General features: G+C 71.8%; 19 protein-coding genes and 1 riboswitch. Of the genes, 9 read left to right on the forward strand and 10 right to left on the reverse strand.

Features of this window, described 5'->3' with window-relative positions; all coding sequences use genetic code 11:
- Positions 1 to 78: 78 nt before the first annotated feature.
- The 3 genes from IE096_RS12565 to IE096_RS12575 are packed head-to-tail and all read left to right on the forward strand — an operon-like array spanning position 79 to position 4,676.
- Positions 79 to 3,384, forward strand: coding sequence for an ALF repeat-containing protein (locus IE096_RS12565; RefSeq protein ID WP_268248304.1), 3,306 nt, complete (start codon positions 79 to 81; stop codon positions 3,382 to 3,384).
- Complete coding sequence (locus IE096_RS12570; RefSeq protein ID WP_189451509.1) at positions 3,385 to 3,678, forward strand: hypothetical protein; 294 nt, start codon at positions 3,385 to 3,387, stop codon at positions 3,676 to 3,678.
- Positions 3,679 to 3,716: 38 nt separating this feature from the next.
- Entirely contained in the window at positions 3,717 to 4,676 is a 960-nt protein-coding gene (locus IE096_RS12575; protein WP_189451510.1) for an ALF repeat-containing protein, read from the forward strand.
- A 63-nt stretch (positions 4,677 to 4,739) separates the two neighbouring features.
- On the opposite strand, the gene IE096_RS12580 is transcribed toward IE096_RS12575, so the two are convergent.
- On the reverse strand, positions 4,740 to 6,233 hold the full coding sequence (locus IE096_RS12580; protein WP_189451511.1) for a SulP family inorganic anion transporter: 1,494 nt from the start codon (positions 6,231 to 6,233) through the stop codon (positions 4,740 to 4,742).
- A 69-nt stretch (positions 6,234 to 6,302) separates the two neighbouring features.
- Positions 6,303 to 6,896, reverse strand: a complete 594-nt coding sequence (locus IE096_RS12585) for a carbonic anhydrase (RefSeq protein WP_189451512.1) — start codon at positions 6,894 to 6,896, stop codon at positions 6,303 to 6,305.
- Between the two features lie 505 nt (positions 6,897 to 7,401).
- Here IE096_RS12585 and IE096_RS31435 point away from each other — a divergent pair.
- The 4 genes from IE096_RS31435 (at position 7,402) to IE096_RS12605 (ending at position 13,177) form a co-directional block, all read left to right on the forward strand.
- Positions 7,402 to 7,659, forward strand: coding sequence for a DUF3311 domain-containing protein (locus tag IE096_RS31435; RefSeq protein ID WP_268248305.1), 258 nt, complete (start codon positions 7,402 to 7,404; stop codon positions 7,657 to 7,659).
- Entirely contained in the window at positions 7,656 to 9,287 is a 1,632-nt protein-coding gene (mctP, locus tag IE096_RS12595) for a monocarboxylate uptake permease MctP (RefSeq protein WP_189451514.1), read from the forward strand. The genes IE096_RS31435 and mctP overlap by 4 nt, the downstream gene beginning before the upstream one ends.
- A gap of 180 nt (positions 9,288 to 9,467) precedes the next feature.
- Positions 9,468 to 9,594: riboswitch (cobalamin riboswitch) on the forward strand.
- Positions 9,595 to 9,752: 158 nt separating this feature from the next.
- Positions 9,753 to 12,155, forward strand: a complete 2,403-nt coding sequence (locus IE096_RS12600; protein ID WP_189451515.1) for a ribonucleoside-diphosphate reductase subunit alpha — start codon at positions 9,753 to 9,755, stop codon at positions 12,153 to 12,155.
- Positions 12,155 to 13,177 carry a ribonucleotide-diphosphate reductase subunit beta gene (locus IE096_RS12605; protein WP_189451516.1) on the forward strand — a complete coding sequence of 341 codons (1,023 nt, stop codon included), beginning with the start codon at positions 12,155 to 12,157 and terminating at the stop codon, positions 13,175 to 13,177. The genes IE096_RS12600 and IE096_RS12605 overlap by 1 nt, the downstream gene beginning before the upstream one ends.
- Before the next feature lie 130 nt (positions 13,178 to 13,307).
- Here the strand turns inward: IE096_RS12605 and def are convergent, their stop codons facing one another.
- The 8 genes from def to IE096_RS12645 form a co-directional block, all read right to left on the reverse strand.
- A complete protein-coding gene (def, locus tag IE096_RS12610) occupies positions 13,308 to 13,949 on the reverse strand; it encodes a peptide deformylase (RefSeq protein ID WP_189451517.1) in 642 nt (213 codons plus the stop codon).
- A 91-nt stretch (positions 13,950 to 14,040) separates the two neighbouring features.
- On the reverse strand, positions 14,041 to 15,033 hold the full coding sequence (locus IE096_RS12615) for a tetratricopeptide repeat protein (RefSeq protein ID WP_126915957.1): 993 nt from the start codon (positions 15,031 to 15,033) through the stop codon (positions 14,041 to 14,043).
- 225 nt (positions 15,034 to 15,258) lie between these two features.
- Positions 15,259 to 16,506: an HD-GYP domain-containing protein gene (locus IE096_RS12620; protein ID WP_373298115.1), complete on the reverse strand. Its 1,248-nt coding sequence runs from the start codon at positions 16,504 to 16,506 to the stop codon at positions 15,259 to 15,261.
- 425 nt (positions 16,507 to 16,931) lie between these two features.
- Positions 16,932 to 18,278 carry an HD-GYP domain-containing protein gene (locus tag IE096_RS12625; RefSeq protein ID WP_189451518.1) on the reverse strand — a complete coding sequence of 449 codons (1,347 nt, stop codon included), beginning with the start codon at positions 18,276 to 18,278 and terminating at the stop codon, positions 16,932 to 16,934.
- 165 nt (positions 18,279 to 18,443) lie between these two features.
- On the reverse strand, positions 18,444 to 18,767 hold the full coding sequence (gene rsrA, locus IE096_RS12630; RefSeq protein WP_189451519.1) for a mycothiol system anti-sigma-R factor: 324 nt from the start codon (positions 18,765 to 18,767) through the stop codon (positions 18,444 to 18,446).
- Positions 18,764 to 19,444 (reverse strand): sigma-70 family RNA polymerase sigma factor, encoded by a 681-nt coding sequence (locus IE096_RS12635; protein WP_189451773.1) that lies wholly within the window; start codon positions 19,442 to 19,444, stop codon positions 18,764 to 18,766. The genes rsrA and IE096_RS12635 overlap by 4 nt, the downstream gene beginning before the upstream one ends.
- A 310-nt stretch (positions 19,445 to 19,754) precedes the next feature.
- On the reverse strand, positions 19,755 to 20,405 hold the full coding sequence (locus IE096_RS12640; RefSeq protein WP_189451520.1) for an alpha/beta hydrolase family protein: 651 nt from the start codon (positions 20,403 to 20,405) through the stop codon (positions 19,755 to 19,757).
- Between the two features lie 38 nt (positions 20,406 to 20,443).
- On the reverse strand, positions 20,444 to 21,274 hold the full coding sequence (locus IE096_RS12645) for an SOS response-associated peptidase (protein ID WP_189451521.1): 831 nt from the start codon (positions 21,272 to 21,274) through the stop codon (positions 20,444 to 20,446).
- Between the two features lie 41 nt (positions 21,275 to 21,315).
- On the opposite strand from IE096_RS12645, the gene IE096_RS12650 reads away from it, so the two are divergent.
- Both IE096_RS12650 and aroA read left to right on the forward strand, forming a co-directional pair.
- Positions 21,316 to 22,032 carry a M50 family metallopeptidase gene (locus IE096_RS12650; protein ID WP_189451522.1) on the forward strand — a complete coding sequence of 239 codons (717 nt, stop codon included), beginning with the start codon at positions 21,316 to 21,318 and terminating at the stop codon, positions 22,030 to 22,032.
- A gap of 27 nt (positions 22,033 to 22,059) precedes the next feature.
- Positions 22,060 to 23,430 carry a 3-phosphoshikimate 1-carboxyvinyltransferase gene (aroA, locus tag IE096_RS12655; RefSeq protein WP_189451523.1) on the forward strand — a complete coding sequence of 457 codons (1,371 nt, stop codon included), beginning with the start codon at positions 22,060 to 22,062 and terminating at the stop codon, positions 23,428 to 23,430.
- The last annotated feature ends 14 nt before the right edge of the window (positions 23,431 to 23,444 follow it).

Consider the following 23,444-nt stretch of genomic DNA (forward strand, 5'->3'; position numbering starts at 1 on the left):
GCATGTGATCATCGAATTCGGCGTCGAATGCGCCCACGGGAAGATCGTTCAGCAGAATCCGGTTAGCGAATACTTGACATGAATCAGACAGAGTCGATACGCCATCAAGTGGGTCGGTCCAGACGCCGACTCACGTCACTCACAGCACTGACGGTCTCTGCGCTTGTCCTGGGAACCGCTGTCGCTCAGGCGGCCCCTCCGGAGCAGGCCGCGTCCACAGTCAATTCCCGGGCCCAGGCCGTCGACGCCTGGATGCGCGGTGATGCGGGAGTGAAGCGTGCCGCTGCCAAGGCTCTCACCGGAAGCGATGCCGACCTGCAGGAATTTCTTGCGCGAGGGCTCCGCCGAGCCACGGTCGACGACGCGCGCATCGCGATCCTGCAGATGCTTCCCACCGCCGGTAAGGGGGTGAGCGAGGCGGGTCAGAAGGCGTTGTCCGGAAGCGACCAGGACGTTCTCGACTTCGTGAAGTCCGGGTTCGAGAAGCCTTTGTACGACGACCGGCGCGTCGACGTGCTGCGGACGATGAGTCAGGGTGGTCGAGGCGTCAACCGAGAGGGTCAGAAGGCTCTCAACGACGGCTCGGCGAAGGCTCTGGAAGAGTTCTTCGAGAAGCGCTTGCCCAAAGCCGAGGACGAGGACAACCGGGTCCGGGTACTGGCCCTGATGGAGTCCGGCGGCGGCGCGATGAAGCAGGCCGCCACGCGGGCGATGAACGGAACGCCACAGGACAGGATCCAGTTCCTGGAGACCGGGCAGCACCTGGCTCGCGCCCGGGACCAGGAACTGATGACCGTGACCCAACTCGCGGAAGCGGCCACAGCGGCGGGTAAGCGCGCCCAGGCCGAGACCGAGGAGGCCAAGGCGGCGGCCGGCCGTGCCGACAAAGCGGCCTCCTTGGCCAAGGAGGCTGCACAGAAGGCGGCGGAAGAGAGCCGGGCGGCGAAGGGTGACGCGGACAGAGCCGGGCGAGCCGCCACCCGCGCCGCCCAGGCCGCCGAGGGGGCGGCGACCGCTGCCCGTACGGCGATCCAGGCTTCGAACACTGCGGTAGCCGCGTCCCGCACTGCCGCACAAGCCGCCGCCAACGCCGCGTATGCCGCTACCGCGGCCGGACAGGCGGCCGCCAGGGCATACCGGTCGGCGAATGCCGCCATCAGTGACCGCAACCAGGCGGCGAACGCGCGAAAGGACGCCCAGACAGCCCGTGATGCGGCCGCCGGCGCCCGCACCGCGGCTCAAGCCGCCTCCCATGCCGCAGACGCGAGTGCCGCAGCCGGGGACTCCGCTGCCGCCGCAGCCCGCGCCGGGCAGAACGCGGCCGCCGCTGCCGAGGCCGCAGCCGTTGCAAGCGAGCAGTCCGGGGTCGCCGCCGGCGAAGCCGCGCGGGCGCGACGGGCAGCAGCCCAGGCCCGCTCAGCGGCAACACAGGCCACTCAAGCCTCTGATCGCTCCCAGCGGCTTGCCAACCAGGCCGCCGCGGCGGCCCGGGAGGCCCGTCAGGCCGCCGAGTCCTCGGTCGGTCATGCCGAGGCAGCCGCGAAGGCGGCAGAGGACGCCGCTCAGCATGCCGGCGAGGCCGACGCCGAGGCGAAGAAGGCCACCGCGCACGCGAACGCCGCCCTCAAGGCGGCGGAGCAAGCCGCGTCCGCGACCGCTCAGGCTCAGCAGGTCGAGAAGGTGGCCCGCGAGGCCGAGAAGTACCTCCTTGAGCAGGAGGGGGCGAAAGCGGTCGCGGATGCCGAACTGCTGAAGTCTCTGGACGACGAGGCCGCGGCCACCAACCAGTACGTGCGGACACAGGCCGCCCGCATGGACGAAGAGACGAAGAAGCTCCTCGCGGAGGGAGCGGACAAGGTCACGTCAGCCCCTGCGACGGCAGCCGCCCTTGCCCGCAAGGCCGCGGTCAATCTCCTCAGCGGTAACGGCGTCTGGACCAGTGAGGCTGCTGGCCAGGCACTGTCCGGCACCGATGCCGACATGCTCGCCTGGCTCACGACCGACCGTCTCACCGCGCAGCGGGAAGACGATCGCGAGACCGCCCTCCACCTTGCCCGGATCGGCACCCCGAAGACGGCTGACGCGGCAGAAGCCGCACTCGCCCGGGGCCCCGAGGCAGTCGAAGCGTTCTTGACCGACGGAGTGGTGGAGAGCCAGCGCGACGAGTACCGCATCCAGACCCTGCAGGCGATGGAAGACGCGGGCAAGGCCGTCACCGCAGCAGGCGGCGCGGCCATGAACGACGGCTCGGCCAAGGCCCTCAACGCCTTCCTCCTCAGCGGATACCCGAAGGCCCAGGCCGAGGACGACCGGGTCGAGACCCTGCGGATCATGGAAAAGGGCGGCCCGCACGTCAAGGCCGCCGCCCGGACGGCCATGGCCGGACCCCGTTGGATGCCGGGCGTCTTCGTGACACGCCTCCAGTACAAGGCCGCGCAGGCCGACCAGGACACCGCCGCCCACGTCGCGGCTGTCAGTGCGCAGATCAGCATCGCCGCCAAGGCCGCAGCCGATGCCTACAAGGACGCCGGCACCGCCGCCGAGGCAGCCGCCCACGCCAGGGGCAAGGCCGATGAGGCGAACGGCTACGCCAAGCAGGCGGAGCAGGCTGCGCGCGAAGCGGGCGACCACGCCGCACGGGCACGCGAGAGCTCCCAGGCCGCGGACAAGTCCGCCGCAGCGGCCGCGGACTCCGCCGCACGCGCGAAATCCGCAGCTGCTACCGCACGCAAGGCCAGCCGGGCCGCGAACTACTCGGCCAGCCAGGCCACGGACTCCGCTGCCCAAGCCAGCGTTTCGGCCGGCAACGCGGCCGCGTCCGCCCGCCGAGCCCGGGAGGCTGCCCTGGACGCGGGCCGGGATGCCGCCACGGCCGGGCAGGCCGCACGCGACGCATACGCCATCGCCACGGAGAAGCGCCATCAGGAACAGCAGGCAGCGGCGAAGGCAGCCCGGGAAAAGGCGCACAAGGACGCGGAAAGCAAGTACCGCCCCCAGGACGACCCCAAGAATGACAACGTCGTCTTCGAAAAGCACAGCAACGCCGGAGTTCCCGACGGCGTACGCAATACTGTCGGATTCTTCAGCCTACGAGGGGCATTCGACGGTGTCGCACTCACCGTGCTGGGCCGCACCGACGAGGCCAAGGAATCCTTCAAGGGATTCATCGGCCCCTTCTTCGCGGGGCAACTCGGAGGGTATGTCAGCAGCTCTGCCGCCGAGATGGGAAAGGGGGCAGTTCTGGGTAGACTCGGCGTCAGGGCGTTCGGGTGGCCGGTGGCCTTCGGCGCAACGGTCGTCGACTACCTGCTGCCCGAGGGCGGTCCGGTACGTTATGTCGCACCCAGTCCTTTCGAGCGACGCCCCATCGCTCCCATCGCATGAGTGGTGAAGTACATGGTCAACAAGGAAAGCCGACTGGACTCGCGAAAAGGCGGGGGTTTCAAGAAAGGTCCCGCCGCCGGACTCGGTGAAATGCTCGGCAACGTTCTCCTCGGCTGGCGCTCTCTATTCCTCGGCTGCGCGGGAACCGTGGCCGGTTTCGTCGGTGCCGTCACCAACAGCGGGCTCGCCACAAGGGCAGTCCTCTTGGCCATCGGCGTCGCTTCCCTCGCACTTGCATGGGTGACGTTGCACCACATGAAGCACCGGCGGAACACGCGCAACGGTCCTCAATAGCTTTTTATGATCTCCTAGTCAAAAGTGGATGTGTACCCGTGAAGTTGACCCGCGTTTCCACGGCCGTCGTGGCCGCCGCGCTGGCCCCGGCCGTGCTGTTCTCCTCGCCGGCGGTCGCCGCCGATGGCGTCAAGGCGGCTGAGGTCGCCGCGCCGGAGAAGGCCGCTGAGGTGAAGCCGGAGGAAGGCGCCGGCAAAAAGCAGGCCGAAGAGGACAAGGCCGCGATTCTGAAGATCCTCGGCGAGGGGAACATCGGCCGCGGTCTCAAGACGCGCGCGGAGAAAGCGCTCAACGGCACCCCCGAGGAGATGCGCGCGTTCCTCACCACCGGCCAGTACGCGGCCCGTGACGAGGACAACCGCATCGCGATCCTGCGGATCCTCGGGCTGGGCAAGGACGTCGGTCCGGGCGTCACCGAAGCCGCGAACAAGGCGCTCAACGGTACGCCCGAGGACCGGGTGAAGTTCCTGGAGAGCGGTTATAAGGCGGCTCGGACCGCGGATGACCGCGTCCGTACCGTGCAGATCCTGAGCGTCGGCGGGCCCGCCGTGCGGGAAGCCGCGAAGAAGGCGCTCAAGGGCACGCCCGAGGACATCCGGCACTTCCTTGAGGTGGGCCAGTTCGAGGCGCGGGCCAAGGATGAGGCCGCCGAGAAGGCCGCCAAGGAGGTCAAGGAGAAGGAGCAGAAGGAAAAGAAGGAGAAGGAGGGGAAGGACGGCGCCGGCAGCGACAAGGGCGGCAAGGACGACAAGCCGTCCACCGGCGACCGCGCCAAGCCGGAGAACGGCGGCGGCAGCGGCAGCGGCAGCGGCAGCGGTGCCAAGTCGACGGCCGACATCGCCGGGAAGCCCGTCGCGAAGGACACGGACCAGGGCGGGCAGATGGCCGCCACCGGCGCCGACGCCGCGCTCCCCTGGGCCGTGGGCGGCAGCGCACTCGCCCTCGCCGCCGGTGCGGGCATGGTCCTGACGGCACGGCGACGCCGCGCCGCGAACTGACGCACGGCGCCCCCAACGGAAAGGGGGGAGGGGCGGAGCGCCGCCCCTCCCCCCTTTTTTCCGCTACTGCCGGACCCGTACCGCCTCCGTCCCCTCCGCGTTGTGGCGTTCCGCCCATCCCTCGAGGGCCGTGCGGCACGCGTGGTCCAGGTGGCGGGCCTCCGACAGGTCGAGTTCGACCGGGCGGTCCTGCGGGAGGGCCTCCAGGGTTTCCAGCAGGCGCGGGAGGCGCAGGAACGTGGCGTGGCCCGTGATCGTCACGATCAGGCGGCCGCCGGTGAGTTCACGGGTCTCGACGTGGACCTTCGAGACCTCCCACGCCGTCTTGACCACCGCCAGCAGCAGGCCCAGCATCACGCCCTCGAACATGCTGGTCGTCACGATCGCGATCGCCGTGGCCGCCAGCACCAGCGCCTCGCCGCGGTGCTCCCGCCACAGCGGGCCGATCTCCTTGACCGGCACCAGCTTGCAGCCCGCGTGCACCAGGACGCCCGCCAGTGCGGCCAGCGGGATGACGCCGATCGCTGCGGGCAGTGCGACAGCGAAAATCAGCAGCCACACACCGTGCAGCACTCGGGAAAGCGATGTCTTGGCACCCGCCTGGACGTTGGCCGCGCTGCGGACGATGACGGCGGTCATGGGGAGGGCGCCCAGGGCGCCGCAGATCGTGTTGCCCACGCCCTGGGCCAGGAGCTCCTTGTCGTAGTGGGTGCGTGGGCCCTGGTGCATCCGGTCGACCGCGGCGGCGCTGAAGAGGGACTCCGCGGAGGCGATGAGGGTGAAGGCCAGGATCGTGCCGAGGACGGCGACACTGCCGAGCGAGGTGAGGTCGTTGAGGCCCGGGGGCTGGATGGCGTCGGTGAGACCCTTGACCTCTACATGGGCGATGTCCAGGCCGGCGGCCGCGGTGACCGCCGTGGCCGCGGCGACGGCCACCAGCGGGGCGGGCACGAGCCGGGCCTTCCCGGGGAGCTTCTTCCACAGGACGAGGACGGCGATCGTGCCCGCGCCCACCGCACACGCGGCGATGGAGTCGCGGTCGGTCACCGCGTCCACCACCAGGCCCGGCAGCCCGGCGATCTTCGCGAGGCCCGAGCCCGGCTGCCGGGCGCCGGCCAGGGTGTAGAGCTGGCCGAGGACGAGCACCAGACCGATGCCCGCGAGCATGCCCTGGACGACCGCGACGGAGATCGCGCGGAACCAGCGGCCGAAACGCAGCGCGCCCAGGGCGAGTTGGAGCACGCCCGTCGCGAGCACGATGACGCCCAGCGCGCCCAGACCGAACTCCTTGACGGCCTCGAAGACCAGGACGGTCAGCCCGGCGGCGGGCCCGCTGACCTGGAAGGTGCTGCCCGGCAGGGCGCCGACGACCAGGCCGCCGACGATGCCGGTGATCAGGCCGAGTTCAGCCGGTACGCCCGAGGCGACGGCCACGCCCACGCACAGCGGGAGCGCCACCAGGAAGACGACCAGGGAGGCGAGGGCGTCGCGGCGCAGCGCGCCACGGTCGTTCTTGAAAGGGGTGTAAGGGGAGAAAGGGGTGAGGGTGGAGAGCATGGAGGTGGGGTTCCTTAAGGGTCCGCGTGCCGTACGTCGTCACAGCGCCCGTCGTGGCGCCCGCCGCTCTCAGAGCGGCCCGAACGTACGGCTGCCACCGCCGGGCCGGTACGCGCGGACCGCACCCGTGTGCACCTCGTAGTACCAGGCGTGGAGCGAGAGCAGCCCTTCCTCGATCCGTTCGCGTACGCACGGATACGTGCGCAGCCGGTCGAGCTGGGCCACGGCGTGCCGCTGGACCTCGTCGGCGAGGTCGGCGCCGACGGAGGCGCCTGCCGCCTGTGTGGCGAGCCAGTCGCGGACGGCGGGGGCGGCGGAGAGGTCGTCGCCCTGGACGAGTGCGCTGATCGCGCCGCAGTGGGAGTGGCCGCAGACGACGATGTCGCGGACGCCGAGGACGCGCACGGCGTACTCGATGGTGGCGGTCTCGCCCATGGGGTGGCCACCGCCGTACTCGGGAACGATGTTGCCGGCGGTGCGGAGTTCGAAGAGTTCCCCGGGCCGGGCGCCGGTGATGAGGGAGGGGACGACGCGCGAGTCGGAGCAGGTGATGAACAGTGCCTCCGGTGACTGGCCGGCCTGGAGGGCACGGAAGCTCTCGGCGCGTTCGGAGTCCGCGATGTGGGCCGCGAAGGAACGGGCGTGGGCTATGAGCGACTTCATGATGGGCCTGCCTCCTGCGCCCGCGACGCGTGTGGGGACGCGCCGGGCACGGTGTGGTCGGGTCGGATCAAGAGCGACGGACACCGGGGGCCCGGTGTCCGGACGCGGCGTGCCGGGGCCACCACTTCGGGGCACACCGGCTGCCCGGGCCCGATTCTGCCCGGCCACCGCGACGAACACTTTACCTGCGTATTACCCGTCGATGACAGCTTGAAGTTTCGTCAAATACCGGACAACCCGGGTCGGCACAAGGCGACTTGACGCCATATGAACACGGCCCGTCGTCAACCCACCTCCGGACGATGGGATTCCGCCCGTACCCCTGCTGGTGTTGCCATTCCGATATCCGGAAAGGGGGTGACGCCCGGAGGGGCCCTCACCTAGATTTCCAGCGCATTACCGCAAGTGATCGCACAGGGGACGGAGTCACCGCATGTCGGAACCACCCGAGCATCCACCCGGCCGCACGGCCGCACAAGCCTCCGCGGACGGCCATAAACCACTCTTGACCGTAGGCAACCCGGTCTTGACCGTCCCGCTGATCGTCGCGGGAGCGTGCCTCGCCATCCCCTTCGTGGCGATGTTGTGGGTGGACTCCTACGCCCGGCTCACCCCGGCCCTCATCGGCATCCCCTTCTTCTACTGGTACCAGATGCTCTGGGTGCTGGTGTCCACCCTCCTTACGGTCGTCGCCTACGTCATCGTGCGACGGCGGGAGGAGACGGTGCGGCGGGAGCGGCACGCGGGGGGTGAGGAGGGGTGAAGGACGGTGTGAACGGCGTGGCACTCGCCGTCTTCCTCTTCTTCTTCGTCGTCGTCACGGCCATGGGCTTTCTCGCCGCCCGCTGGCGAAAGGCGGAGAACGCCGACAACCTCGACGAATGGGGCCTGGGCGGCCGGTCCTTCGGCACCTGGGTCACCTGGTTCCTGCTGGGCGGGGACCTCTACACCGCCTATACGTTCGTGGCGGTACCGGCGGCGATCTACGCGGCGGGCGCGGCCGGCTTCTTCGCCGTGCCGTACACGATCATCACCTATCCGCTGGTCTTCACCTTCCTGCCCCGTCTGTGGTCGGTGGCGCACAAGCACGGGTATGTGACGTCGTCGGACTTCGTCCGGGGCCGGTTCGGCTCCCGGGGCCTCTCCCTCGCCCTCGCGGTGACCGGCATCCTGGCCACGATGCCGTACATCGCGCTGCAACTGGTCGGCATCCAGGCGGTGCTCGACGTCATGGGCGTGGGCGGCGGCGAGAACGCCAACTGGTTCGTCAAGGACCTGCCGCTCCTCATCGCCTTCGGCGTGCTCGCGGCCTACACCTACTCCTCCGGGCTGCGTGCCCCCGCGCTGATCGCCTTCGTCAAGGACGCGCTGATCTACATCGTGATCATCGTGGCGATCATCTACATACCGATCAAACTGGGCGGCTTCGAGAGCATCTTCAGCAAGGCCGGTGCGGCGTTCGCGGCCGAGAATCCCGCAACGGGCAAACCACGTGGTTCGCTGGTCCCGGGGGCGGACGCCCAGTGGTCGTACGCGACGCTGGCGCTCGGCTCGGCGATGGCGCTCTTCCTCTATCCCCACTCCGTGACGGCGGTCCTCTCCAGCAAGAGCCGCAATGTCATCCGCCGGAACACCACCATCCTTCCCCTCTACTCCCTGATGCTGGGCCTGCTGGCGATGCTCGGCTTCATGGCCATCGCCGCCGGGGTGAAGGTGAAGAACGGCCAGCTGGCGATACCCCAGCTGTTCGAGGACATGTTCCCGGACTGGTTCACCGGAGTGGCCTTCGCCGCGATCGGCATCGGCGCGCTCGTACCGGCGGCCATCATGTCGATCGCCGCCGCAAATCTCTTCACCCGCAACATCTACAAGGACTTCCTCAAACCGGACGCCTCCCCCGAACACGAGGCGAAGGTGTCCAAGCTCGCGTCCCTGCTGGTCAAGGTCGGCGCGCTCGTTTTCGTCCTCACCCTGGACAAAACGGTCGCCATCAATTTCCAGCTCCTCGGCGGCATCTGGATCCTCCAGACCGTGCCCGCGCTCGTCGGCGGGCTCTTCACCCGCTGGCCCCACCGCTGGGCCCTGCTCGCGGGCTGGGCGGTCGGCATGACGTACGGGACGTGGCGGGCGTACGCCACACCGAGTGCCACCCAGGATCACTTCGGGAACACCAACCTCATCCCCCTCATCGGCGAAAAGGGCTATATCGGGCTTACCGCCTTTGCCCTCAACGTGATCGTCGTCATCGTCGCGACCTTCGTCCTCAAGGCGCTGAAGGCGCCCGACGGCGAGGACCTCACCCGCCCCTCGGACTACACGGCCGACGCCGGTGACCCGGGCGTCCGCGCGGAGCTCCCGCCGGCCACCGCAGGGGCCCCCGGCGGCCACTGATCCACCGCTCCCGGGACCACCGCCCGGGGCCCGTCCGGAGGGCCGCCACATCCCCGTCCAGGGGGCGTGGCGGCCCTCTTCTCCTGCCCTGCCAGGGACGCCCGTTAGCACATTCCGCGACCGTCTCATGACGCGACGACACAACATGTGGGGGCGCGTGCGAGGCCCGGCACTAGATGTATGCTCGTCTCCGCTGTCGTCGCAGGGGAATCCGGTGGAAATCCGGAACTGTCCCGCAACGGTGTATGTGTGCGCATATACCCAGCGCACCTGAAGTCCGACGACCTGCCGACAGCGCGCCCACCACCGAGCCTGCCCCGGCTCGGCCATGGGCGTTGAATTCGTCCGGGCCTCGCGGGTTGGGCCGATGGACGCCTACGAGGCATGCCCTGGTGCAAGAGGCATGCGCGTGCGCGCTCATCGCTCTCCCGCCCGGCCCACCCAGCCGAGCGAGGGAGAGCCTCAGTGACCATCGCGCCCGCAGATCCGGCTTCAGCACCGGTCTCAGCGAACGCGGAAGCGACCGGCGGCCCCGGGACCGCGCTCCTGCGCACCCTGACCGACCTCACCGCCGACCTTCCGGCCACCGACCCGGGCAAGGTCGCCGCCGCCGCGCTGCGCGGCCGCAGCGCCGCCGCGGACGACGCCGAGCTGCGCTCCCTCGCCACCGAGGCCGCCGCCGGCCTGATCGCCGAGGAGCCCGAGTACTCCAGGCTCGCCGCGCGCCTGCTCACCCTGGCCATCGCCGACGAGGCGGCCGGCCAGGGCGCGACCTCCTTCTCCGCCTCCGTCGAGGTGGGGCACCGCGAGGGCCTCATCGCCGACGAGACGGCCGCCTTCGTGCGCACCCACGCCGCGCGCCTGGACGCCCTCGTCGAGGCCGCCCTCGCCGACGGCGCGGACGACCGCTTCGGCTACTTCGGCCTGCGCACCCTGCACAGCCGCTACCTGCTGCGCCACCCGATCCACCGCGACGTGATCGAGACCCCGCAGCACTTCCTGCTGCGCGTCGCCTGCGGTCTCGCCGAGGACCACTCCGAGCGGGCCCTGGACGACGTGGCGGAGCTGTACCGGCTGACGAGCACCCTCTCGTACCTGCCGTCCTCCCCGACGCTGTTCAACTCCGGCACCCGCCACCCGCAGATGTCGTCCTGCTACCTGCTGGACTCCCCGCTGGACGAGCTGGACTCCATCTACGACCGCTACCACCAGGTGGCGCGTCTGTCGAAGCACGCGGGCGGCATCGGCCTGTCGTACTCGCGCATCCGCTCGCGCGGCTCGCTGATCCGGGGCACCAACGGTCACTCCAACGGCATCGTGCCGTTCCTGCGCACCCTCGACGCCTCCGTCGCCGCCGTCAACCAGGGCGGCCGCCGCAAGGGCGCGGCCTGCGTCTACCTGGAGACCTGGCACGCCGACATCGAGGAGTTCCTGGAGCTCCGCGACAACACCGGTGAGGAGGCCCGCCGCACCCACAACCTCAACATCGCGCACTGGATCCCGGACGAGTTCATGCGCCGCGTCGAGACGGACGCGGACTGGTCGCTCTTCTCCCCCGCCGACACCCCGGACCTGGTCGACCTCTACGGCGACGAGTTCGACGCCGCGTACCGCGCGTACGAGGCCGCCGGCAAGGCCGTCAAGACCATCCCGGCGCGCGTGCTCTACGCCCGGATGATGCGCACCCTCGCGCAGACCGGCAACGGCTGGATGACGTTCAAGGACGCCGCCAACCGCACGGCCAACCAGACGGCCGAGAAGGGCGCCGTCGTCCACTCCTCGAACCTCTGCACCGAGATCCTCGAGGTCACGAACGACGGCGAGACCGCGGTCTGCAACCTGGGCTCGGTCAACCTGGCCCAGCACCTGGGCGCCGACGGCGAGATGGACTGGGAGAAGCTCGACCGTACAGTCCGTACGGCCGTCACCTTCCTCGACCGCGTCGTGGACATCAACTTCTACCCGACCGAGCAGGCCGGCAGCTCCAACAGCCGCTGGCGCCCGGTGGGCCTGGGCCTGATGGGCCTCCAGGACGTCTTCTTCCGGCTGCGCCTGGCCTTCGACTCGGCCGAGGCGAAGGCCCTGTCCACCAAGATCTCCGAGCGGATCATGCTCGCGGCGTACGAGGCCTCCGCCGACCTCGCCGAGCGCCACGGCCCGCACCCGGCCTGGGAGGCCACCCGCACCGCCCGCGGCGTGCTCCACCCGGACCACTACCCCAACGCCGTCGCCGCGTGGGAGGACCGCTGGGAGGCGCTGCGCGCCCGCATCGCCGCGGTCGGCATGCGCAACTCGCTGCTGCTCGCCATCGCCCCGACGGCGACCATCGCCTCCATCGCCGGCGTCTACGAGTGCATCGAGCCGCAGGTCTCCAACCTGTTCAAGCGCGAGACGCTCTCGGGTGAGTTCCTCCAGGTCAACACCTACCTGGTCGAGGACCTCAAGAAGCTCGGCGTGTGGGACCGCGCCACCCGCGAGGCCATGACCGAGGCCAACGGCTCGATCCAGGACATGAAGTGGATCCCGCAGGACGTCCGCGACCTGTACCGCACGGCCTGGGAGATCCCGCAGCGCGCCCTGATCGACATGGCCGCGGCCCGTACGCCGTACCTGGACCAGAGCCAGTCGCTGAACCTGTTCATGGCCTCGCCGACCATCGGCAAGCTCAGCTCGATGTACGCGTACGCCTGGAAGCAGGGCATCAAGACGACGTACTACCTGCGCTCCCGCCCGGCCACCCGGATCGCCCGCGCCGCGTCCGGCGGCAACGGCGCTCCCGCCACCATCCCGGTGCAGCAGGCCGCGCCCGACGCGGACGCCATCGCCTGCTCCCTTGAGAACCCCGAGTCCTGCGAGGCCTGCCAGTAATGACCACGGCATCCGACCGCCCGAAGAACCTGCTCGACCCGGGCTTCGAGCTGACCCTGCGCCCCATGCGCTACCCGGACTTCTACGACCGGTACCGCGACGCGATCAAGAACACCTGGACCGTCGAGGAGGTCGACCTCCACTCGGACGTCGCCGACCTCGCCAAGCTGTCCCCGGGTGAGCAGCACATGATCGGCCGCCTGGTCGCCTTCTTCGCGACCGGTGACTCGATCGTGGCGAACAACCTCGTGCTGACGCTGTACAAGCACATCAACTCGCCCGAGGCGCGCCTGTACCTGTCGCGGCAGCTGTTCGAGGAGGCCGTGCACGTCCAGTTCTATCTGACGCTGCTCGACACCTACCTGCCCGACCCGGACGACCGCGCCGCCGCCTTCGCGGCCGTGGAGAACATCCCCTCCATCCGCGAGAAGGCCCAGTTCTGCTTCAAGTGGATCAACGAGGTCGAGAAGCTGGAGAGCCTTCAGACGAAGGCCGACCGCCGTCGCTTCCTGCTCAACCTGATCTGCTTCGCCGCGTGCATCGAGGGCCTGTTCTTCTACGGCGCCTTCGCCTACGTGTACTGGTTCCGCAGCCGCGGTCTGCTGCACGGCCTGGCGACGGGCACCAACTGGGTGTTCCGCGACGAGTCCATGCACATGGACTTCGCGTTCTCCGTCGTGGACACCGTCCGCGAGGAGGAGCCGGACCTCTTCGACGACGAGCTCCAGCAGCAGGTCACGGACATGCTCAAGGAGGCCGTCGAGTGCGAGCTGCAGTTCGCCCGCGACCTGTGCGGTGACGGCCTGCCGGGCATGAACACCGACTCCATGCGCGAGTACCTGCAGACCGTCGCCGACCAGCGTCTGCAGCGCCTGGGCTTCCCGCCGGTGTTCGGCTCGGAGAACCCCTTCTCCTTCATGGAGCTCCAGAACGTCCAGGAGCTGACCAACTTCTTCGAGCGCCGCGCCTCCGCGTACCAGGTGGCGGTCGAGGGTTCGGTCTCCTTCGACGACGAGTTCTAAGCCCCGTAAGGGGCGCGGGGAACTGCGCGACCGGCCACTGACGGCCCGCAGTTCCCCGAACCCCGGTGCGACCACGACGAAGGGCCCGTACGGAACACGTTCCGTACGGGCCCTTCGTCACGTCACGACGTCAGTCGTTGGGAACGACCTCGTACCGCGGCGTGCCCTCCGCCATCTGCCGCAGCGCGTCCTTGCGGTCGCGCTTGGAGAGGCGGTCGATGTACAGGTAGCCGTACAGGTGGTCCGTCTCGTGCTGGAGGCAGCGGGCGAAGTAGCCGGTGCCCTCGACGGCGATCGGGTTGCCGTGCATGTCCTGGCCACGCACGACGGCGTAGTCGGGACGGGCGAGCGAGGCGTAAGCCGTCGGCACGGACAGGCAGCCCTCGTTGGAGTCGTCCAGGACGCGGCGGTCGGCCGGCAGGTCGTCCAGCACGGGGTTGATCACATGGCCGACGTGACGGACGCCCTCGTCGTCGGGGCAGTCGTAGACGAAGACCTTGAGGTCGACGCCGATCTGGTTGGCGGCCAGGCCCACGCCCTCGGCGGTGCGCTGGCTGGCGAACATGTCGTCGATCAGCTGCGCGAGCTTCTCGTCGAACTCCGTGACGTCCTGGCACTCCTTGTGGAGGACCGGGTTGCCGACGACGGTGATCGGACGGGAGGTGCCCCGCTCGCGGTGCGCGCGCTCGCGCTCCTCGCAGTCCTCGGTGTCCACGATGAACTCGCTCTTCGGCTCGTCGTTCACCGACTGCTCAGTGTCTTGCTGCGACATCTCCGCCGTACGCCTCTCTCACAACCCGAAAGCAATATTTTGCCCTGAACCCACGGGGCCCCATACAGGGTACGGGGGCCGGGGCGGGACCTCAGCAGACCTCTTCGAGATCCCGCCACTCGCGGGTGTCGGGGCTGTCGGCGACCCAGCCGTCCAGCAGGCCGCGCACCAGGCCGGGCGGGGCCGCGATGCCGCACTCGCGCTCGGGCACCCACAGGGAGCCGGAACCGGAGCCGGCCGTGCGGTGGCCGAGCGGGCCGGGGTGGCCGGGCTCGCTGTGGTCGTGGGGGTCGAGGTGCTCGCCGTCGCCCTCGTCGCTGGGCATCCGGCTCTCCGAGCACGTACGGCACAGCAGGCGCACGGAGGAGGACCAGTCCTCGGCGGCGAAGCCCGCGTCGGCCGCGAGCCGCTCCAGGGCGTCCCGGTCGGCCTCGGTGGCGGCCTCCAGCAGCACGACCCAGGTGGGGACGGGCGAGGGGGCCCACAGCTCGATCTCGTCGAAGACCGGGAAGGCGGGCCCGGCGGCGGTCACGCGCTCGCCGTGCGGGACGCCGTCGTGCAGCACGACCTCGCCCCAGCGGCGGCCGGAGGACGGCAGCGGGATCGAGAGCACCTCGATGCGCGCCGGGTCGAGCCGGCGGCCCCAGACGACCTCGGCCTCGCCCTCCGGGGAGAGCCGCACGGCCGCGCTGCCCAGCTCCATCCCGACGGGCTCACCGGCCGGGCCGCCCTCGCCGGGCACCTTGAGCCCGTAGGCCTGCCAGGCGCGGCGGGCCAGCGGCCAGTCCTGGAGGGCGGTGGCGGCGATGCCCACGTTCCACCAGTCGGGCGCGCCCGCCTCGCGGTCGAGCAGAGCCACCGCGCGGAGGCCGGCGGCGCGGGCCTGTTCCCAGTCGTGCCGGAACTTGTGCAGCAGGGCGAGGTTGAACCACGACTCGGAGAGCCACGGCTCCATGTCGGCGGCCCGCGTCAGCAGCGCGCCCGCGTCCTCGTACCGGCCGTCGCCGATGAGCGTGAAGGCACGGTCGGTGGCCTGCCGCCACGAGGCGGAAGGCCGGTGCCGTACCCTGCCGAAGATCCTCACGATTCCCGCCTGCCGGTTTCTGCGTGCGACCACGCCGGATGGACCGGGTGGCGACCGCCGTCCTCCCCGACGACTGCCCGCCACACCCCATGGGTTCCGGGGAGCGCTGCCGCCCTCCCCGTCTCCTTGCCGACGACGGCGCGCATGACACCCCCCGATTCCCGCGTTCTCGCCATTCTCTTTGTCTTCTTCGCATCCAACCATGCCCTTCCGGACGCCCGCTCATTACCCGTGGGTTCGGCGGGCTAGTCCCGGTTCGCCCGCACTCTCGCGAGTGCGGTGGTGCGGGCCGCCGCGCGCGAGCACCCTCGCGAGCGCCTCCACCACCCGGGGCTCGTGGTCGTGCGCGGTGGCCAGGCGCAGCCGCTCCAGCGCGCGCAGCGGGCCGCACGCCGGGTCGCCGGCGAAGTCGTCGTAGGCGTTGACCGTCCGGACGATACGGGCGGTGAGCGGCTGGTCCCGGTACGGGTCCGCCTGGCGCTCGACCACCAGTGCGACTTGTGGCGGTACGCCGGTGCGGCGCACCACGGCGCCGCCCAGCAGGGCGATCCGGCGGCGCTCCTCGGTGGGCAGCGGCTCGGTGGCCCCGGCGGGCACGGGTTCGAGGAGGGAGAGCTGGCCGATGTCGTGCATCAGCGCCGCCTCCTCGACGACCGCGAGATCGGCGGCGGACAGGCCCAGTTCCCGGCCGACGGCCCGGCCGAGCGTCGCCACGCGGCGGGCGTGGCCGACGGGGGTGTAGCCGGCGATCTCGGTGGCGCGGGCGAGGGAGGCGACGGTCTGCCGGCGGGTGGCCCGTACGGCCTCGTAGCGGTGCACGGACAGCTGGGTGACCAGCATCGGCAGGCAGAACACGGGCAGCGCCCAGAGGCCGGCGACGGCCACGGCCAGCGCGATGACGACGCCGGTGGCGCCGATCGCCGAGCCGATGCCGGGCAGGGCGCGCAGCTCCTCGCGGAGCGCCGGGCCGTACGGGCCGCCGGTGCGGGCGCGGGTGAGGACGGCCGCCAGGACGGCGTCGCACAGGGCGGTGAGGGCGAGGAGGAGCAGCAGGAACAGGGGGTAGTACGGGCCGTGGGCGAACCGGGGGCCGAGCGCGCCGGAGGCGTGGAGGGGCTGGAAGCAGACGGCGGCGAACCCGGCGTTCAGCACGCGGCGGGCGAGCCGGTCCAGGGCGGGGGGCCGGCCGACGGCTCCGGCGAGGGTGGCGCCGAGGACGACGGCCACGACCTGCGCGGCCCCGTGCGAGGCGGGCTCGCCGCCGACCTCGCCGAGCAGCGCGTACGCGAGGGTCCCGGCCGATCCGACGGGCGCGGTCTCGCGCACCCCGCCGCCCCCGCCCGACCGCCGCCGCGCGGCCTCCCCCAGCGCGATGAGCGCCCCATAGGCGAGCGCCACCCCGGGCTGCGCGACCCCGCGCCACGCGGTCCACACGAGCGCCCCGAGCGCGGCGCCCCCGGCGAGGGCGTGCACCCCCCGCACGAGCGCCGGGCGCCCCCGTGAGGGGGCGCGACGGCCGGCCGCCCGCGCCGGCCCGCGCCCGGGGCGGGCGGGGGGCGGCGGGGGCGACGCGGGGCCGTGCGAGGCGCCCGGTGGCTTGTCGGCCGGGGCCGCGCCTACGGGATGCCTGCTCCGGCCGTCCCGGGGTGCGGAGCCGGACGCCCGCCGGGCGCTCGGCAGCGCCCTTGGGGGCCGGACGCCCTGGCCGCCGGGGGCCGGGGCGGCACCGGGCGCGGGGTCACGCCCCGTCGGCGGCAGGTCCCGCGCCGCGCGCCCGTCGCGGTCGCCGGGCGTCGACGCGCCTGCGGAAGCGGCGCCCGGGGCCCGCCGCGCCCCCGGGACGGTGTCCTCCGTGGCGGCCGTCGGGCGGGGGTCCCGGGCCGTCGGGCGGGCCCGGGTCATGTCGGGCCGCCCGGGTGCGCGAAGCCCGCCGCGGGCGAACCCGCCGGCGAACGGTGATCAACAGGGACGTTTCGGCTGGGCGGAATGACATCTTCCGGGGAACGTTCCCGCGCACTCGCGGGGCACCAGCCGTGGCGGTCGAGGGCGCGGGCGAGGGCGGCGACCATGCGGGGGTCGAACTGGGAGCCCGAGCAGCGGTGGAGCTCGGCCAGGGCCACCGGGACGGGGCGGGCGCGGCTGTAGCTGCGGGTGGAGGTCATCGCGTCGAAGGCGTCGGCCACGGCCACCACCCGGGCGAACTCGGGAATCTGATGCCCTATCAGCCCATAGGGATAGCCGCTGCCGTCCAGCCGCTCGTGGTGGTGGAGGATCGCGTCGCGCGCCTCGCCGAGGAAGCCGATGCCGCGCACCATCTCGTGCCCGAACTCGGGGTGGAGCTCGATCACGCGGCGTTCCTCCGGGGTGAGCGGGCCGTCCTTGCGCAGCAGCCGGGTGGGGACACCGAGCTTGCCCACGTCGTGGAGGGTGCCGGCGAAGCGGACGGCCTCCAGGCGGTCGCCGGTGATGCCCAGCTCGCGGGCGATCAGCACGGACGCGCGGCCGACGCGCTCGCTGTGGCCGCGCGTGTAGCGGTCCTTGAGGTCGACGGCCTGGACCAGCGCCCGGACCGTCGCCTGGTGCGCGGCGCGCTCACGGCGGCAGCGGTCCAGGACCCAGGAGGAGACGGACATGGGCAGCAGCACCAGCAGGGCCGCCACGGGCCCGTACGCGCTGTGCCACAGGAGGGCCGTCATCAGGCCCGTCGGCCCGTGGAGCAGCGGCGGCACCAGCGCTCCCGGCAGCGGCGCGCCCCAGGCCGCGCGCGGGGAGCGGCCCTCGGCGGCGACCAGGACGCCGCCGTCGAGCGCGGTGACGACCAGGGCGAGCGTCAGCGCCGCGGCCAGCGCGGGCAGCAGGGCGTACGGGAAGGCGGGCGGCGGGGCGCCCGGCGCCGCGCACAGCCCGTGGACGTAGGAGGCCGCGCTCGCGGCGAGGGAGAACTGCGCCGCGTGCCACAGCCGCCGCACCCACACGGGCCGCCGGCCGACCCGCCCCAGGAGCGCGCCGGGCACGGCCACCAGCCCGGCGGCCCCGGGCGGCAGCAGGAAGACCCCGGCGAGCAGCACGGGCACGGTGAGCGGGCAGCGCGGCAGGCGCTCGGAGACGACGCAGAGGGCCGCGAGGAGCGCGAAAGCGCCCCAGGGCACGGCGGAGGCGTCCCGCACGGTGGGCACGGCGCACAGCGCGGCGGCGAGCACGGCCCCCGCGATGTACGCGCGAGCCGCCGCCGGAAGTGCCCCCATGGCGCGTCCTCCCCGACCTCGGACCTGGCGTCTGGATGGGGAGAATAGGCTCAGCCGAGCCTCGAAAACCGCCCTGTCGGTATTGCGCCGTCCGTTCGGGTGACGTTCCCGGGTGCGGTGGTTTGGATCAACGGCGTCGGCCTACCGCCGACGCCGGACCGGCGGTCAGTCCTGCCGCGCGGCGGCCTCGGCCGCCCGGGCCTCGTCGACCACGTCCTGGTCCGGCACGGACTCCCCGGCGCGGATCAGCTCGATCCGGCCCATGACCTTCGAGCGGAGGTCGGCCGGCACGTCGTCGTGGCCGCAGCAGCGCTTGACGAGCTTCTTGACGGCCTGTTCCAGGCCGTACTTCTCCAGGCAGGGCGAGCACTCGTCGATGTGCACCTCGAACTCGGCGCACTTGCCGTCGGGCATCTCGTGATCGAGGAACTCGTAGAGATGGTCGAGGACTTCAGAGCAGTCCGTCTCGTGCGGGTCTCCGCAGCTCATGAGTCCGACCCTTTCCGGTTGTGCGACGCGTCGGGCCCGTTCGGCGCGGAGGCGGCACCGGCCGGGACCAGTCCGCGCTCGCGGGCGTAGTCCTCCAGCATGCCGCGCAGCTGACGACGGCCGCGGTGCAGCCGGGACATCACCGTGCCGATGGGGGTACCCATGATGTCCGCGATCTCCTTGTACGCAAAGCCCTCGACATCCGCGAGGTAGACCGCGATGCGGAACTCCTCCGGAATGGCCTGGAGGGCCTCCTTGACATCGGAGTCGGGGAGGTGGTCGAGCGCCTGGGACTCGGCGGAGCGCAGCCCCGTCGACATGTGCGACTCGGCGCGCGCGAGCTGCCAGTCCTCGATCTCCTCCGACGCGCTGCGCAGCGGCTCGCGCTGCTTCTTGCGGTAGGAGTTGATGAACGTGTTGGTCAGGATGCGGTACAGCCAGGCCTTGAGGTTGGTGCCGTCACGGAACTGGTGGAAGGACGCGTAGGCCTTGGCATACGTCTCCTGCACCAGGTCCTCGGCGTCGGCGGCGTTGCGCGTCATGCGCAGCGCGGCCGAGTACATCTGGTCGAGGAAGGTCAAGGCGTCGCGTTCGAAGCGCGCGTTGCGCTCCGCCGTGGTCTCGGCGTCCCGCCCGCTCGCGGTGTTCTCCGCGTCGGTCCCAGTGACCGGACCCACCTCCTCCAACACCATGGCGACGTCCTTGCCGGACCCGCTCGAATCGGAGAATAGACGACGATCCGGTCCGCCCGCCGCTCCAGCCACGGCCGGCTCCGCCATGCTCAGGACCGCCCATCCCGGGTCGGCCGTGTGCGGGCGGGACGGGCATGCGATCGAACCCATGCGGGGAGCTCCCATTCCTTCGTCTGTGCCGGTACCTGACTACAGACCGGACAACAGCACGCCCTCGTGGATCATTCCCGGCGGTAGGAAACTTCTCCCGAAGATTCTCAGGAGCCTCAATAACCTCAAGTTTCCCGGCAGATCCTCAGATCGCCTTCAGCCACATCCCCACGGCGTCGGTGATCACGGCGAGGGCCTCCGTCTGGGTGATGTCCGCCTTCTTGGGCACCGCGAAGCCGTGGTCCCCGGCCGGCACCGCCACCGGCTCGGTGCCCGGCGGGAACTCCTCCGGCCTGCCGAAGGGGTCGCGGGCACCCTGCACCACGAGCGTGGGCAGGCCCGCGCCGGTCAGCTCGTCGGCCCGGGACTTCTCCGGCCTGCCCGGCGGGTGGAGCGGGAAGCTGAGCGCGAGCACGGCCGCCGCCCCCAGCTCCGCGGCCGTCCGGCACGCCACGCGGGCCCCCGCGCTGCGGCCGCCCGCCACGACGGGCAGGCCGGGGGCGGTGAGCGCGGGCCACAGCGCCCGCCATGCCTCGTCCAGCGCCTTGGGGGCCGGGGCCACCCGCTTGCCGGCCACCCGCCACGGCTGCTCGACGAGGGCCACGGTGACCCCGTCCAGGGGCAGGGCGGCGGCGAGCGCCCGCAGGTCACGGGCCTCCACTCCCCCGCCCGCGCCGTGGCCCAGGGCGAGCACGAGGCGGGCGTCCGGCGCGAGGTACCAGTGGACGCGGGCGTCCCCGGCGGGGGTCGGTACGTCCTGCACGGTCTCAGCGATCTTTGTCGTCACGGGGTCCATCCTGCCGCCGGGCGCCCTCAGAACTCGGAACCCGGACCTCAGAACAGCGTCGTCTCCTCCGGCGCCGCCAGCTCGGTCAGCAGCTCGGGCCCGTTGTTGCGGACGTCGCTGACCGCCGTGGCGACCGGGTACGCCCGGACGAGCCCGGGGGGCGGGGGCGCGAGCAGCGCGCGCAGCTCCTCCGGGTCCGTACGGGCGGGATCCAGCCAGGCCGCCCACCGGTCCGGGGTGAGCAGCAGCGGCATCCGCGGATGGATCTCCGCCAGGGAGCGGGGGCCGGGCTCGGCCGAAACGGAGGGTGTCGCCATGGCGAACGGCTCCGTTTCGGCCTCGGTGGTTATCACCGAGCAGGTCGCCCACCATGCCTGCGGATGGTCCGGCGGCAGCGTCGGATCCCGCCAGAACTCGTACAGCCCGGCCATCGCCATCACCGAGCCGTCGACGGGCGTGACGAAGTACGGCTGCTTCCGGGCGCGCTTGCGGCGCCCCTTCTCCTCCAGCTCGCGCTCCTGCGCGCCGGTGACCCACTCGTAGTAGCCGTCCGCCGGGAGCAGACAGCGCCGGGACTCGAAGGCCCGCCGGAAGGACGGCTTCTCGTGGACCGTCTCCGCCCGGGCGTTGATCATCTTCGCGGCACCCTCGGGCGACTTCGCCCACGACGGCACCAGCCCCCACCGCAGCGCCCGGAGCTGGCGAACCGGACGGCGGTCAGCCGCGTCTTTCAGAGGACGTTCGAGCACCGCGTACACGCTCTTCGTCGGCGCCACGTTCCAGTCCGGAGCCAGCGTCTCCTCCGGTACCCACTTCTCCACCTCGAAGAGCCCGGCCAGGTCCTCCGGCCGCCGGCTCGCCGCATATCGCCCGCACATGGGTGCCACACTGCCACGAAGACGCTAGGAGCGGCTCACAGATGGACAGCAGCACCACCGCCACCGAGCTCTGGGACCGCGTCGTCGGCACCCAGCCCCATCCTTCGCTCTGGCTGGTTCTCGCCACCGGCGTCATAGCCCTCGCCGCCGTCACCCCTTACCGCGTCTGGCGCGTCACCCGCAACGCGATCACCATCGCCCACGAGGGCGGCCACGCGCTCGTCGCCCTGCTCAGCGGGCGCCGCCTGGACGGCATCCGGCTGCACTCCGACACCTCCGGGCTGACCGTCTCCCGGGGCCGGCCGACCGGCCTGGGCATGGTCCTGACCGCCGCGGCCGGCTACCCCGCCGCCTCCCTGCTGGGCCTGGCCGGCGCCGCCCTGCTGTCGGCCGGGCACATCACCGCGCTGCTGTGGGGCGCGACGGCGCTGCTGGCCGCGATGCTGGTGATGATCCGCAACGCCTACGGGGCGCTGACCGTGGTGCTCGCGGGGGCGGCGTTCTTCCTGGTGTCCTGGCTGGCCGGGCCGCAGACCCAGGCGGCGTTCGCCTACGGGGTGGTGTGGTTCCTGCTGCTGGGCGGAGTGCGGCCGGCCTTCGAGCTCCAGCGCAAGCGGCGGCACGGCGGGGCCCCGGACTCGGACGCGGACCAGCTGGCACGGCTGACGAACGTGCCCCCGGTGGTGTGGCTGGGCCTCTTCCACGTCGTGGCCCTGTGCTCCCTGGCCGGCGGCGGCCGCTGGCTGCTCGGACGGTGACCGGCGGCGAACCACTAAGGTGAGGGCATGACCGAGAGCCCCGCGCACACCGACCTCTGGCCCGCCCCCGTCGCGAACGGGGCCGTCGACGCGACCGTCACCGTGCCCGGATCGAAGTCGGTCACCAACCGGGCCCTGGTGCTGGCCGCCCTCGCCGCCGAGCCCGGCTGGGTGCGCCGCCCGCTGCGCTCGCGCGACACCGTCCTCATGGCCGACGCGCTGCGCGCCATGGGCGTCGGCATCGAGGAAACCGTGTCGTCCAGCTCCTCCGTCGCGGGGGGCCCGGACCACACCGGCGAGGCCTGGCGGGTGATCCCCGCCCGGCTGCACGGCCCGGCCGAGGTCCTGGTGGGCAACGCCGGCACGGTCATGCGCTTCCTGCCGCCCGTGGCGGCCCTCGCCGACGGCCCGGTCCGCTTCGACGGCGACCCCCGCAGCTACGAGCGCCCCCTGCACGGCGTGATCGACGCGCTGCGCGCGCTGGGCGCCCGCATCGACGACAACGACCGCGGCGCCCTGCCGCTGACCGTGCACGGCGCCGGCGCCCTGGACGGCGGCCCGGTGGAGATCGACGCCTCCTCGTCCTCCCAGTTCGTCAGCGCGCTGCTGCTGTCGGGCCCGCGCTTCAACCAGGGCGTCGAGGTCCGCCACGTGGGCGCGGCCCTGCCGTCGCTGCCGCACATCCGGATGACCGTGGACATGCTGCGCGCGGCCGGCGCCCAGGTCGACACCCCGGAGTCCGGCGGCGAGCCGAACGTCTGGCGGGTCTCCCCCAGCGCCCTCCTCGGCCGCGACCTGGTCGTCGAGCCGGACCTGTCCAACGCCGCGCCGTTCCTGGCCGCCGCCCTGATCACCGGTGGCCGGGTCACCATCCCGGACTGGCCCGAGCGCACCACCCAGCCCGGCGACTCCCTCCGGGAGATCTTCACCGCCATGGGCGGCCGCTGCGAGCTCACCGACGCCGGCCTGACCTTCACCGGCACCGGCCGGATCACCGGCATCGACGTCGACCTCCACGACGTCGGCGAGCTCTCGCCGGTGATCGCGGCGGTCGCCGCGCTGGCCGACTCCGAGTCCGTCCTGCGGGGCATCGCCCACCTCCGGCTGCACGAGACCGACCGTCTCGCCGCCCTGGCCAAGGAGATCAACGAGCTCGGCGGCGACGTCATCGAGACCGAGGACGGCCTGCGCATCCGCCCGCGCCCGCTGCACGGCGGTGTCTTCCACACCTACGAGGACCACCGGCTGGCCACCGCCGCCGCCGTCATCGGCCTCGCCGTCGAGGGCGTCCAGGTGGAGAACGTGGCCACCACCGCCAAGACCCTGCCCGACTTCCCGGAGCTGTGGACCGGGATGCTCGGCTCCGTCGCGGGGGCGACGACGGCGCCGAGAAGCTGAGAGACCCTGGAAGC

This window comes from Streptomyces abikoensis (assembly GCF_014648775.1).
Classification (GTDB): domain Bacteria; phylum Actinomycetota; class Actinomycetes; order Streptomycetales; family Streptomycetaceae; genus Streptomyces; species Streptomyces abikoensis.